Origin of the sequence: Marinobacterium sp. xm-d-564 (genome assembly GCF_013283345.1) — a bacterium.
In the GTDB taxonomy this organism is placed as follows: Bacteria; Pseudomonadota; Gammaproteobacteria; order Pseudomonadales; family Balneatricaceae; genus Marinobacterium_E.
Map to the genome: position 1 here is coordinate 82482 of NZ_WBYO01000001.1, position 13382 is coordinate 95863.

14 protein-coding genes are annotated in these 13382 nt (G+C 50.8%); 4 read left to right on the plus strand and 10 right to left on the minus strand.

Going from position 1 to position 13382, the window contains the following annotated elements; all coding sequences use genetic code 11:
• Positions 1–4: 4 nt before the first annotated feature.
• On the minus strand, positions 5–883 hold the full coding sequence (gene galU / locus XMD564_RS00460; RefSeq protein ID WP_173507627.1) for a UTP--glucose-1-phosphate uridylyltransferase GalU: 879 nt from the start codon (positions 881–883) through the stop codon (positions 5–7).
• Positions 884–1012: 129 nt separating this feature from the next.
• On the opposite strand from galU, the gene XMD564_RS00465 reads away from it, so the two are divergent.
• Positions 1013–2791 (plus strand): O-antigen ligase, encoded by a 1779-nt coding sequence (locus XMD564_RS00465; protein ID WP_173507628.1) that lies wholly within the window; start codon positions 1013–1015, stop codon positions 2789–2791.
• Here XMD564_RS00465 and XMD564_RS00470 read toward each other — a convergent pair.
• From XMD564_RS00470 to tsaD, 9 genes are read right to left on the minus strand one after another with little or no spacing between them, the layout of a single operon-like run.
• On the minus strand, positions 2776–3147 hold the full coding sequence (locus tag XMD564_RS00470) for a Na+/H+ antiporter subunit G (protein WP_173480399.1): 372 nt from the start codon (positions 3145–3147) through the stop codon (positions 2776–2778). The two genes, XMD564_RS00465 and XMD564_RS00470, sit on opposite strands and share 16 nt — an antisense overlap.
• Before the next feature lie 19 nt (positions 3148–3166).
• Positions 3167–3436, minus strand: coding sequence for a K+/H+ antiporter subunit F (locus XMD564_RS00475; protein ID WP_173480400.1), 270 nt, complete (start codon positions 3434–3436; stop codon positions 3167–3169).
• A complete protein-coding gene (locus XMD564_RS00480) occupies positions 3430–3927 on the minus strand; it encodes a Na+/H+ antiporter subunit E (RefSeq protein ID WP_173482858.1) in 498 nt (165 codons plus the stop codon). The genes XMD564_RS00475 and XMD564_RS00480 overlap by 7 nt, the downstream gene beginning before the upstream one ends.
• Positions 3924–5435 (minus strand): monovalent cation/H+ antiporter subunit D, encoded by a 1512-nt coding sequence (locus tag XMD564_RS00485; protein ID WP_173507629.1) that lies wholly within the window; start codon positions 5433–5435, stop codon positions 3924–3926. Before XMD564_RS00485 ends, XMD564_RS00480 begins: the two co-directional genes overlap by 4 nt.
• Complete coding sequence (locus tag XMD564_RS00490; RefSeq protein ID WP_173480403.1) at positions 5432–5776, minus strand: Na+/H+ antiporter subunit C; 345 nt, start codon at positions 5774–5776, stop codon at positions 5432–5434. Before XMD564_RS00490 ends, XMD564_RS00485 begins: the two co-directional genes overlap by 4 nt.
• A complete protein-coding gene (locus XMD564_RS00495) occupies positions 5776–8568 on the minus strand; it encodes a monovalent cation/H+ antiporter subunit A (RefSeq protein WP_173483868.1) in 2793 nt (930 codons plus the stop codon). Before XMD564_RS00495 ends, XMD564_RS00490 begins: the two co-directional genes overlap by 1 nt.
• 43 nt (positions 8569–8611) lie before the next feature.
• Positions 8612–9091, minus strand: a complete 480-nt coding sequence (gene folK / locus XMD564_RS00500) for a 2-amino-4-hydroxy-6-hydroxymethyldihydropteridine diphosphokinase (RefSeq protein ID WP_173483869.1) — start codon at positions 9089–9091, stop codon at positions 8612–8614.
• On the minus strand, positions 9091–9450 hold the full coding sequence (folB, locus tag XMD564_RS00505) for a dihydroneopterin aldolase (protein ID WP_173480406.1): 360 nt from the start codon (positions 9448–9450) through the stop codon (positions 9091–9093). The genes folK and folB overlap by 1 nt, the downstream gene beginning before the upstream one ends.
• Positions 9447–10496 carry a tRNA (adenosine(37)-N6)-threonylcarbamoyltransferase complex transferase subunit TsaD gene (tsaD, locus tag XMD564_RS00510; RefSeq protein WP_173480407.1) on the minus strand — a complete coding sequence of 350 codons (1050 nt, stop codon included), beginning with the start codon at positions 10494–10496 and terminating at the stop codon, positions 9447–9449. The genes folB and tsaD overlap by 4 nt, the downstream gene beginning before the upstream one ends.
• A 175-nt stretch (positions 10497–10671) precedes the next feature.
• On the opposite strand from tsaD, the gene rpsU reads away from it, so the two are divergent.
• From rpsU to dnaG, 3 genes are all read left to right on the plus strand, one after another.
• Positions 10672–10887: a 30S ribosomal protein S21 gene (rpsU, locus tag XMD564_RS00515; RefSeq protein WP_169451420.1), complete on the plus strand. Its 216-nt coding sequence runs from the start codon at positions 10672–10674 to the stop codon at positions 10885–10887.
• A 70-nt stretch (positions 10888–10957) separates the two neighbouring features.
• Positions 10958–11401 (plus strand): GatB/YqeY domain-containing protein, encoded by a 444-nt coding sequence (locus tag XMD564_RS00520; protein WP_173483871.1) that lies wholly within the window; start codon positions 10958–10960, stop codon positions 11399–11401.
• 35 nt (positions 11402–11436) lie between these two features.
• Complete coding sequence (dnaG, locus tag XMD564_RS00525; RefSeq protein WP_173507630.1) at positions 11437–13353, plus strand: DNA primase; 1917 nt, start codon at positions 11437–11439, stop codon at positions 13351–13353.
• Positions 13354–13382: the final 29 nt, after the last annotated feature.

Below are 13382 nucleotides of genomic sequence, written 5' to 3' on the forward strand. Positions count from 1 at the left end.
CCTCTTAGAATTGCTTCTTAGCTAGGAAGTCGCGCATCGCATCAGCGGTTTCAGGGTGTTTCAAACCGAATGCTAGATTTGCCTGTAGAAGACCCGCTTTGTTACCACAGTCATAGACGGTGCCGCGCATGCTGTAGGCCTCCATTGTTGATTCTGATAGAAGCTCAAGCATCGCGTCAGTCAGTTGGATTTCGCCACCGGCACCCGGTTGGGTCGTTTTCAACAGTTCCATCACTCGGTTAGGCAGAATGTAACGACCGACAATCGCTTGGTTTGATGGCGCTTGATCGACGGGTGGTTTCTCAACCATGCCATGAATCGGAGCGCCTGCGCCGGCGGTCAGCTGTTGGCCACCGCAATCCACGATACCGTAACGATCAACATGTTCCTGTGGTACGCCCTCTACCATGATCTGGCCCGAGCCGTTTTTCTGGTAGCGTTTCACCATTTCAGAGAAGTCGCTGGCAAGCCCCTCATCGTCAATCACCATATCGGGCAGCATGACGGCAAAGTCCTCTGAACCAATGACGTGGGCAGCACACAACACCGCATGACCCAGACCTTTTGCACTAGGTTGGCGCACAGAGATGACCTCGATGCCCTTTGGTAGTGAGTTCTCTACCGCATTCAAAAGTGCAGTCTTATTCTTAAGGGCAAGCATCTGCTCTAGCTCATAGTTGGCATCGAAATGGTTTTCGATCGACTCTTTTCCAGAACGAGTTACTAGAACAATCTGGCGAAATCCTGCGCGTGCGGCCTCTTCCACGACATGTTGGATAACCGGTTTATCGACGACGGGCAGCATCTCTTTAGGAATGGCTTTAGAGGCTGGAAGAACTCGAGTACCTAGGCCGGCAACGGGGATGATCACTTTAGAGAGCATTGAATTTCCTTAATCAATAAATCTACTTTATAGGTATAACTGTCATTATACGCATAAAAGCACGACAATTTTCTTACATGTGCTATTACTTAATAGTCGACAGCTATTTACCAAACTTACGGAGATTACATGCAACTATTGGGCCAAGATACAGATGAGAGTCGTTCATCTAAGGTTTTGACGATTCTTTTGAGCCTGCTGTTTCTGGTTGCGCCCTTTTACTACCAGGACAATTTAGGTGGTGAAGGGTTGAATCTACCGTTTAATGCGGTGGTATGGTTGCCGGTGCTTTTCATTATTGCAGGAGCAATATTTAAGATTATAGAGTCTGGTGAATGGGTGCGTCCAAGCTACCTTTGGTTAATTTTAGCGATGCCGATTGGACTCTACCTGACGGGCTTTGTTTCAGGTATGGATCGCCCCGGCGAGTGGCTAATTCGACTCGGTGTGGTGTTTGGCGGTATCGCGCTCTGGTTCTCCATGTTGCAGTATCGACTCAGTGAGCAACAGATGAATCAGTTGCTCTATCTGTTATTGGCGTCGATGTTGATTCATGCCCTGGTCGGCCTGGTACAGATGATTTCACACCCACTGTTTAGAGGTTGGGTGCCTATCTCATCGGGCAATCGGCTGCTTGGGATGTTCCAGCAACCCAATCTACAAGCCTCATTGATGGCAACAGCGGTGGCGCTGGCACTCTGGTTAGCGACTACGAAAACCTTCAGTGAACAGTGCTGGCCGCAAAAATCAGCGCTTTTTCTAACGCTGTTTCTAGCGTCACTAGAGGTCACTGCATCAGGTTCTAGGGTCGGTTTGATCGGTGCTGTGCTAGCGCTGTTGTTGATCGGCGCAGGGCGTATTAAAGCGTTGATCAGTCAGCCGCTATTGGCGATTGCGTTGGCATTCACACTGGGAACCGGAGCTATTGCCGGTTATCAAGCCAATGATGGGGCGCTGCAGGCCTACAACAAGATCGAAAAACTGGCTGAAGAGGGTAAGGACGCTCGTCCTCATATCTATCGTATTGCTCTGGATGTGTTTGAACGCTCTCCGCTGTTTGGTCACGGCATCGGTAGCTTCCAGTCTGAATTCCAAAAAGAGCGTGTCACCTACTATCAGACAACGGACGCTTCAGCAGTCGATGGAAGTCCTCGATTCTCCCATCCTCACAATGAACTGCTGTTTTGGATGGACGAGGGCGGCTTGGTCGCAATGCTGGCCATTGGTATCGCGGTCTTAGGGGTTGTGTTGCAGTTGATCCGTTTAGGGTGGGGAGAGGGGTTAGCGCTTGCCGCACTGCTGTTACCCATCGCTCTGCATACCCAGACAGAGTTACCTTTTTATATTTCGACCTACCACTGGATTCTGCTGACACTGCTGTTAGCCGTGCTCTTCTCGCACCGCACTCTTGTTAAACCGGTTAAACTCTCGCTGGGTGCGACGGCTCTTTTGAAAGGTAGTCCACTATTCATTGTGCCGATTATGGTGCTCTTTTTAGTTCACTCGCTGTTGTCGCAGACCGGAATCATGCAGTACTACAAACATCGCGGCACTGAGCCAACCCATTTGAGGTTCGCGCTCAACAATGTCTACTTTAAAGAGTTGGGTGAGTATTTTGTCATGCGCTCTTCACTCTATGGTGCGATAGAGCATCAAGATCAGAATGCTGTATTGGGCTTTATTGAGTGGGGCGAAGCCTATCTTGAACAGATACCGGATATTCAACTCTATAGAGATGTGGCGATTGCTCGTCAAAATATCGGGGATGAGGAGGGTGCTCTAGCGCTGATTGCTCAAGCGAAAGCGATCTACCCTAAGGATCGATCCATCGAAGATACTCACCGTCGATTAGAGGCCGGAGAGCCGTTGGTGACGTCGAGCCTAGCCTTGCCTCAATCCGAAGAGTGATTGGGAGCTTCTCGATCCCGAGCTACTTCAATCAGTTCCGCGTTTTTGGTCTTGTCGATCTGTTTTAAGCGCTGATGCATGGCTGTTTTGGCTAACAGGTGCCCAGTTAAAGGGGCGCTGATGAACAGGAACAGCGTGATCAAAAGTTGCTGCACACTTAATGAACCCTGATCAAACAGAGTGAATAGCATTGATGCAATCAAGATCGCACCCATACCGAGGGTGGTCGCTTTTGTAGGTGCGTGCAAACGGGTGTAAACGTCAGGAAGACGAATCAGACCCAGTGAACCAATCAGAATTAATGATCCGCCTAGCAGCAGTAGCAGAGATAGGATCAATTCAATCGCAAAATTCATAGTTGTTCTGTCCTATCCCTTACTCAATGATATCGCCGCGCAGAAGGTATTTGCAGAGCGCGGCCGTGCTGACAAAGCCGAGCATGGCGATTAACAGTGCGGCTTCAAAGTTGATGGAGCTGGCTTGCACAATGCCATAGATCAGAATCAAACCAATACTGTTAATGTAGAGCGTATCCAAGCTCAGAATGCGCTCGGGCAACGAGGGGCCTCTGACTAAACTGTAAGTGTTCATGATAAGAGCGATGCTGATCATGACGAGAACGATTTTAAGGCTGATCTCTAACATTGGAATATCTCCTTCAGCGGGGTCTCGTAACGCTGTTTAATCTCATCAATCAACGCTTGCTCGTCGGGAAGATCAAGGGCGTGTATGTAAAGCCACTCTCGATCCTTGCTCACTTCGGCACTCAAGGTTCCAGGCGTCAGTGATATGGTTGAGGCAAGCAGGGTGATCGGGAGATCCCCCGTTAAGTTAAGCGGGTAGGCGATAAAACCAGGTTGCAGTGCTTTGGTTGGCCCTAGAATCAATTTGGCTACCGCAAGATTGGCGACCACGATATCCCACAGTAATACCAGAATGTATCTGATCAGTTTTAGCGGTCTCTTAACCGCCATCTGTTGAGTCTGTAGAGGTTCTGTCAGTAGTGGGATTCCCAAGGCTAGGATCAACCCCAGCACTATTTGCCCGAGCGAGAAACTGTTGTTCATCAGCAACCAGACAATTAACAGAACCAGTGATAAGAAGGGGCGTGGTAGCCAAGATCGTACGAAACTCATCGTTGCACTCCTTTAGCCATAATCTGTGTCGGGTCCTGCTCAAACGCTCGTAACTGCTCAACAGTTGCGTCTGTGTACTGGGTGATTGGGCCGGCAAATAGGCTCATCAACGGTGCAGCGCTCAGCAGTATGCCGACCGCAATAAATTTACGCGTTGCTGAGGCCTTGCTGCTATCCGGTTTACCGTTGGAGCGCCAAAACAGTGTCGATCCTGCGCGTGAAAAGGCGACCAGTGCTGCCAAACTGCCGATCAATAACAGCGGCCAAGCCCAGACCAGTGCCGAGCTGCTGTCGATCGACTTCATGATCAAAAACTTACCAATAAAGCCCGACAGTGGTGGCATGCCGATCAGAGTTAGAGCTGCAATGAAAAAGAGTATCCCAATGCCCATCGGCTGCGCCAAAGAGCGACCGGCCACGATTCGGTCAAACGAGCGTTCACGCTGCTCAGCGATAATGTCCCCGATTAGGAAGAAAGCAGCGCCCGCTAGCGTAGAGTGAACGGCGTAATAGAGCGCTGCTGATAGCGAGTTTGCACTGCCAAAACCGACGGCCACCAACAGCGTGCCGACAGACAAAATGACTAAGTGAGCGGCTAGACGTTTCACGCTCGGTGCTGAAATAACCCCCAGAGTTGCCATCACCAGTGTGCCGAGCGCCAATACCCAGATCCAATCCTGTCCTAGATCGGTTAGAGCACCAGCGCTGTCACCAAAGATCAGGTTTTGAACGCGAATGATTGAGTAGATGCCCACTTTGGTCATGATGGCAAAGAGCGCCACAACGGGGCCTGGGGCCGATGCGTAGGTTCTTGGCAGCCAAAATTGTAGAGGCAGTAGCGCCGCTTTCAGAGCGAACACCGAGAGCAGCATCATGCCGCCAATCTTAGTCAGTTGAATCTCAGACTCATTAAGCTCACGGACTCGCAGCGCCATATCGGCCATATTTAGGGTGCCGAGCGTGCCGTAGATGATGCCTAACGCAAACAGAAAGATTGCAGAGCCGACAAGGTTCAGGAAAACATAGTGAACTGCCGCACTGGTTTTGTGTTTTCCGCCACCGTGAATCAGTAGAGAGTAAGAGGCGATCAACAGGATCTCAAAAAAGACGAATAGGTTGAATATATCTCCTGTTAGGAAAGCGCCGTTGATCCCCATCGCTTGGAACATCATCAACGGATAGAAGTAGCGCCCTTGGTTATCGTCCCCTGCGCTGGCATAGAGATTGGCCGATAGCAGTAGAAGTGAGGTCAGCATAACCATCAAGCTCGATAGGCGATCTCCAACTAGCTGGATGCCGAACGGCGCATCCCAGTTACCCAGTGCATAAAGCGTTACATTACCTGCTGATGCTGACATGAGCAGAGCGACTGAGACGATCACCATAGTGAGCGAACCTACCAGGCTGATGACACGTTGGCGCTCAATGCTTTTTTCAAACAGAGGCAGTAGCTGCAGCGTGGCTAACAGAAGCGGCAGAATGATAGGCAGAGTGATTAGGTGATTCATTTCTGCTCTCCGCTCTGTTCTGGTAGTCGGCCATCGACATGATCGTTACCTAGGTCGGCACGGGCTCGAATGGCCAGGATGACCGCGAAGGCGGTCATCGCAAAACCGATAACAATGGCGGTGAGAACCAGCGCCTGCGGAACAGGGTCCGGTATTGCTAGGCCAGATTTCAATACCGCGGCACCATCAATGACGAGTCGACCGGCGGAAAAGATAAACAGGTTCACAGCGTAAGAGAGCACCGTTAAGCCAAGTACCACTGGGAAAGTACGACCACGAAGTACTAGAAATACCCCCACAGCGGTGAGTAGGCCAATAATCAAACTGATCAATAGCTCCATTATTTAGACTCCTCTGGACGTGCGTGGGTCGTTAATGCGCCTAGATTCCCGAGTATAAGTAGGGTGGATCCAATGACGGTTAGGTAGACCCCTAGATCAAACAGCATGGCACTGGCCAACTCGAACTTTCCGATACCCGGCAGATAGAAGTAATCAAACCACGAACTTAAGAAGGGGTAGCCAAACAGCCAGCTGCCCATTCCCGTAGCGCCTGCGATGATCAAACCGACAGAGATCAGCCACTGGTAGTTCAGTTTCGAGCGTTCGCGCATGAAATCGACACCGTTGGCGATGTACTGCAGGATCAGTGCTACAGCGGTTACTAGACCGGCAATAAAGCCACCACCTGGCAGGTTGTGGCCACGTAAGAAGATGTAAGCCGACACCAAAAGTGCTAAAGGAAGCAGTGCTCTTGAGACGGTCGCAAGCATCATCGGGTGGTGATCGTTGCTCCAAGGTATGCCGTTAAGATCAGCTGATGGCATGAAGAGTTTCATGCGTGCGATCAGTTTGTAGATACCTAAACCGGCAATGCCCAGTACGGTGATCTCGCCAAAGGTATCAAAGCCCCTGAAGTCGACCAGAATCACGTTGACCACATTGGTACCACCACCGCCTATTTTTGAATTGGCGATGAAGAAGTCGGCAATCGAGGTTTGCGGATGCGTCATCATGGCGTAACTAATGGTTGCCATCACACCACCAATCAAGGTTGCCAAACCAAGATCACGTACCACCGATGAGGGGCTAGCGGCTTTTGCAGTGACCTGTGGTAAGAAGAAGAGTGCGAGCATCAACAGTATCACCGTGACCACTTCAACTGAGAGTTGAGTCAGTGCTAGGTCAGGTGCTGAGAAGCGGGCAAAGATAAGCGAGACGATTAAGCCGACGACCGAGACAGCAATCAGTGCGATCATCCGTTTGCGGTGCCAGATCAGCGTCACCAGTGTGGAGACGACCAAAATGATGGTAGCGACGATGCTAATACCATCGACCGGCAGCAGTGGGCGTGCTCCCTCTAAATTGATCAGCTTCGTCATTGGAACCGTCGTAAAGAGCGCAACACTCAAGATGAACAGCATGGTGTAGCGTTGCAGCGATCCGTTCTCAAGTGTGCCGTAAATTCTTGTGGCAGCATCCACAATGCGCTTGATGTTTTGATCAAAGATCGCTTTAGCGTCTCGTTCAGGGAATTGCGCCTGAAACTCAAACAACTGCTTACGGGTCGCGTAGACGACAATGCCACCCAACAGTGCAATGAAACTCATCAGCAGTGGGAAGTTAAATCCGTGCCATATGGCCAAGCTGTAGTAGGGCGTCTCGCCTTGCAGCAGAGAGGTTGCAGCGCTGTGTAGAATCTCTGCAACTACCAGACCAGGGGCAATACCCACGACAAAACAGAGTGCGACCAGTATCTCGACCGGAATCTTCATGTAGCGTGGAGGCTCATGCGGTGTCTTAGGAAGATTGATCGGTTCACCGTTAAAGAAGACGTCATGAATGAAGCGCAACGAGTAGGCAACCGAAAAGATACCGGCAACAGTCGCTAGAACAGGCAGAATCCATGAGAGCGCACCCAGTGACCCCTGCTGTAGGGTCTCTGCAAAGAACATCTCTTTGGACAAGAAGCCGTTCAGTAGCGGTACCCCTGCCATGGCCAGTGCCGCGACCATCGCTAGCATTGCTGTGTGAGGCATGTATCTCCACAAGCCGTTCAGCTTGCGCATATCCCGTGAACCCGTCTCATGATCGATGATGCCCGCTGCCATGAACAGTGAGGCTTTAAAGGTCGCGTGGTTAATGATGTGGAAGGTAGCAGCGACCGCCGCAAGCTTTGAGTTTAAACCGAGTAGTAGCGTGATCAGACCTAAGTGACTGATAGTGGAGTAGGCGAGAAGCCCCTTAAGATCGTGCTTAAACAGAGCCATGTAAGCGCCAACCAGCAAGGTGGCAAGACCGGTCAAGGTGACGATCAAGAACCACATGTCGGTACCCGCAAGCGCCGGGTAGAGTCGAGCCATTAAAAAGATGCCCGCTTTCACCATGGTTGCTGAGTGAAGATAAGCAGAGACCGGCGTTGGCGCCGCCATTGCGTGGGGCAGCCAGAAGTGGAATGGGAACTGTGCCGACTTAGTAAAGGCTCCCAGAAGCACTAGGACTAGAATATAGGGGTAGAGCTCAGAGCCACGGATTAGATCCCCTTGAGCCAATACATCCGTCAGGTTGTAGCTGCCGACTACCTGGCCGATCAGCAAAATGCCTGCAAACAACGCCAAACCACCCATGCCAGTAATGGTCAGTGCCATGCGAGCACCTTTGCGCGCTTCGCTCTTGTGATTCCAGAAGCTGATCAACAAGAAGGAGCTGATGCTGGTCAGTTCCCAAAATAGCCAGAGTTGAATCAGGTTCTCTGACAGCACAATACCCAACATGGCGGTCATGAAGAGAATCAACATCGCATAGAAGCGCGGCATGTTGTCCTGCTCTGAGAGGTAGTAACGAGCATAGAGGATAACAAGAAGACCGATGCCTAAGATCAACAGGGCAAACAGCAGTGCAAACCCATCGAGTCGGAAGGCGAGTTCTAATCCGACTGCTGGAATCCATTCGAATCGCTCAATAAAACGCTCGCCATCGAGTACCGAGGGTGCGTAAGAGATCAGGGTAGCCATAGCGACCGCTGGCAGTGCGGCTGTTGCAAACGCGCAGGCCGTTCTCGACACCTTGTTGGCAGAAAGTGAAACGAACACCCCAATGAGTGTCAGTAGGGGGATCCAGAACAGGTTTAGCACCGAAGTAGACCTCTGAAATGTAAGGTTTTATCTTGTTTCTGATCTATAAAGAGTGCGGGTAAAGGGATTGATTTTCAAGCAACTGATCCCTTTTTTTATTCCATAATTCAATAAAGGTATAACCAAGCGTTGGGTGTTGCTGGTTTGGGCATAGATCGGCGGCTGGCAGTAACACGTGTGCGTAGTTTTCTAGGTCCTTGTGTGGCAGGTTGAACTGTTCAGATTCGACGATCTCTTGGTCAAAACAGAGCAGGTCGATGTCGAGAGCGCAGTAGCGACCGCTCATGCGTCCCTGCTGAATCTCGATCGACTTCAGTGCACTAATCAAGGACTCTTGGTCTAGTTCTGTTTCAGCTTTGGTGACGAGATTGAGGTAGTCGGGTTGAGTAGGATCGATGGCGGAGCTTCGATAGCAGGGTGAGTGTTCGATGTTGCTGCAAAAGTGAGTGAGCTGCTCTAGGCCGGCGCGAATGTTGGATTCAGCATGATGGTTGCTACCGACGCCGAGCAGAATGTGGTGCACTAGAAACTTACTCCGCGAGCAATTCGAACGCCGACCAGTTCCGCTTCAGCTACGGCGATCGGTTTGCCGATTTCAAGACGCAGTCCAGGAATATTGAATTGAGCCATTAAGAACTCGGATAGATTTTCGGCGAGCGTCTCTAGTAGCTCCGCTTTGGCCTCTTGGCAGAACTGGATAACCGCTTCACTGACGGCGGCGTAATTGATAGAGGCCTCTAAATCATTGTTCTTGGCCGCGTCACGAATGTCGTTGGCCATCTCTAAATTGATCACCATAGGCTGAAGTTCTGTCCGCTCATGCGGATAGATGCCGATGATCGCTTCGAATCTAAGATTTTTTATAAAGATAGTGTCCATCATTGCACCTCTCCAACTGAACCAAGGGCTGGCAGTGTCTCCATTGGCCAGCGTGGCTGGGCTGTAATGGCGAGCGGTGAACGCTCTCCAGCCATCAAGCGCTGAGTGCCTGCATAGGCAATCATCGCGCCGTTGTCGGTACAGAACTTGGGGCGGGCGTAGAAGAGTTTAGCGCCCTCTTTTTTGGCCATATCGCCCAATTTTTTACGAAGTTTTTTGTTGGCGCTAACACCACCTGCGATCACCAGCTCTTTAAAACCGGTCTGTTGAATCGCACGGCGACACTTAATCGCCAATGTATCGACCACGGCATCTTCAAAACAGGCCGCAATGTCAGCTGAGGTTTGTTGATCCAGTTCGCCCATTTCGCGTTTTGCTGCTTCGACGGTGTTCAAGGTGAAGGTCTTTAAACCTGAGAAGCTAAAATCGAGCCCAGGACGATCGGTCATCGGTCTTGGGAAAGTATAGCGATCGCTGTTGCCATTTTCGGCCAGTTTGGCGATCAGCGGGCCACCAGGGTAGTCCAGCCCCATCATTTTGGCCGCTTTATCAAAGGCTTCGCCGGCTGCATCATCCAAAGATTCGCCCAGCAGTGAGTATTCGCCGATCCCTTTGACGCTGACGAGCTGGGTGTGGCCACCTGACACTAAAAGCGCGACAAAAGGAAAGCTGGGCGGTGTCTCCTCTAGCATCGGGGCTAATAGGTGGCCCTCCATATGATGGACGCCCACCGCAGGGATGCCCAGAGCTAGAGCCAATGCCCGACCGGTAGAGGCACCGACCATCAGGGCACCAATTAGACCGGGGCCAGCCGTATAAGCAATGGCATCAATAGAGTGCAACGTACACTCTGCCTCTTTACAGACTTCTCTAATCAGTGGGATTAGCTTGCGCACGTGATCTCGCGAGGCGAGTTCTGGTACGACGCCACCATACTCGGCGTGCATCTCTACTTGCGAGTAGAGCGCGTCACCTAAAAGGCCGCGTTCGCTGTCATAGAGCGCTACGCCGGTTTCATCACAGGAGGTTTCAATACCGAGTACAAGCATTCAGAGCTGGCCTTAATCAGTGCTATTAATGGTGCCTCATATTATTCAGAAATCTGGCTAGTTAGTGAAGCGTTAAATTGCTTTACATCAGCTGTGGTGCTCTGTATTATTTGGCGCCCTCGGAAAATTACGTCCGAGGTTAATTTAAACCAAACTTGAAAGGTAATTGGAAAACATGCCAGCCGTTAAAGTTAAAGATAACGAGCCATTTGACGTTGCACTACGTCGTTTCAAACGTTCTTGCGAAAAAGCAGGTATCCTAGCTGAAGTTCGTAAACGTGAAGCGTACGAAAAGCCAACAACTGCTCGTAAGCGTGCAGCTGCAGCAGCAGTTAAGCGTCACGCTAAAAAGCTTCAGCGTGAAAACGCTCGTCGCGTTCGCCTTTACTAATTAAGTAAAGACGCAGACTAGATTCCTTGTGGTCGAGTCTTTGTAGTAAACGATAGATTAGGTTATTAAGATGTCTTCATTGAAGAGTCAGATTACTGATGAAATGAAGGTTGCAATGCGCGCTAAAGATAAGGTGCGTCTTGGAACGATCCGATTGATGCTGGCTGAGTTAAAGCGCATCGAAGTGGATGAGCGCATCGAACTTGATGATGATCGCGTGCTCGCGGTGCTAGACAAAATGGTCAAGCAGCGCAAAGACTCGATTGCCCAGTATCAGGCGGCTGAGCGTCCTGAACTGGCGGAAAAGGAGCAGCAAGAGACGGAGGTGATTAAAACTTTCTTGCCGCAGCCTCTCAGTGATGTAGAGATCGATGCAATCATCGATGCAGCAATTGCTGCAACCGATGCTTCCGGCATGCAGGCGATGGGCCAAGTGATGGCCATCATCAAGCCGCAACTTCAAGGTCGTGCCGACATGGGAGCCGTTTCAGGTAAGGTCAAAGCGAAACTCTGATAGAGTGTTCGCTGGAACAGACAGCGAGCAGTTGAATGTCAGGAAGAATTCCGCAGCACTTCATAGATGACCTTTTAGCGCGAGTGAACATCGTTGATGTGATCGATTCGCGCATCAAGCTTAAGCGTGCCGGTAAAAACTACTCCGCACTCTGCCCATTCCATAAAGAGAAATCCCCGTCGTTTTCAGTCAGTCCTGATAAGCAGTTCTACTACTGTTTTGGTTGTGGTGCTGGCGGCAATGCGCTCGGTTTTGTTATGGAGTATGAGAAGCTCAACTTTCCTGAAGCTATTGAAGAGTTAGCGCGTACCGTTGGTGTGGATGTGCCGCGTGAGCATGATCGTCAGCGCGATGTGGCTTATGAGAAACAGGTCAAGAAACAGTTCGATCTGCTCGAGAGTGCTAACGCCTTTTACCAACAGCAGTTGCGCAATCATAGCGACAAAGCCAAAGCAGTAGCCTATCTGAAAGAGCGTGGCCTAAGTGGTCAGATCGCTGCGCGTTTTCAATTGGGTTATGCCCCTCCGGGTTGGGATAATCTGCATAAACACATTGCCAAAGAGACTGAGGACGCCGATTCGCTGCTGCTAAAGTCCGGCTTGATGGTCGAGAACGAAGAGCGCGGCCGTCGTTACGACCGTTTTCGTGACCGTATTATGTTCCCTATTCGTGATATGCGTGGTCGCACGATCGGTTTTGGTGGACGTGTATTAACGGACGAAAAACCGAAATACCTTAACTCCCCAGAGACCGATACCTTCCATAAGGGTAAAGAGCTTTATGGCCTCTATGAGGCGCGTCAGCATACCGGCTCATTAGAGCGTCTGCTGATCGTGGAAGGCTACATGGATGTGGTGAGTTTGGCGCAGCACGGTTTAACCTGGTCGGTGGCTACCTTGGGTACAGCAACCACTGAAGCGCACCTCGAGCGTATCTTTAAGATAGTGACTGAAGTGATCTTCTGTTTTGATGGGGATGCTGCAGGGCGTCAAGCGGCCAAGCGTGCGTTGGATACCTGTGTTCCGGTTATGAAAGATGGCCTAACAGCCCGTTTTCTATTCCTGCCCGATGGTGAAGATCCCGACACACTGGTGCGCAGTGAAGGTCTGGATGCCTTTACGGCACGAGTGGATGAGTCTCTGCCGTTCAGTGAGTATTTCTTTAAAGCCTTGAGTGACAACATCGATCTCACTTCTATGGATGGTCGAGCTCGATTTTCGACCCAGGCGCTGCCCAAAATTCGTAGCATGCAGACCTCGGTGCTGCAGCAGATGATGTTGGATCGGGTTGCCGAGATGACCGGTTTGACGATAGAGCAGTTGGATACTATCGCTAACCTGCACTCCAAAGTGGAGACGATCGCGCCTGAGCCTGCCGCTCGACCCAAACCCTCGTATAAGCCAGAGTCGATGCCGGATTATGACTCGGGTGAGTATCAGCATCCGCGCTATTTCGAATCGGAGCCGAGCTACTCAGATTCTTACTCCTCTCAGACTTCACAAGCTTCAGGGCCGGTGAGATCGGGTATCAGTACTAAGATCAACTTGGTTAACTCTGCGATCTCGATACTGCTGCACCGTCCTGACTTGGCGCATCAGGTGGTTCAAGCGACCGAATTGGAAGGGCTCTACGTCGAGAATATATCGCTGCTTAGGCAGTTGCTCGGCTACCTGCAGACCACTCCCGATGCGAGCCTAGGTACGCTGCTGTTGGATTGGCAGCGTGACCCAGAAATGGCGCCTAATCTGTTGATGCTTAATGAGATCTCACAGGTCGATCCAGTGCTCGATAATGTCGATGCCAAGGTGTTGCTGGATGATGCCATGGGGCGCTTATTATCACGTAAATACGAGCACGAATTGGCTGAATTGACACGTCTCTCGCGTGAGCGACCACTGACTAACGAAGAGAAACAACAGCTGGCGCAACTCTTGGCACGTAAGGCCTTGTAAACCCTTCTTTCTGTCCCCACTTATAAACT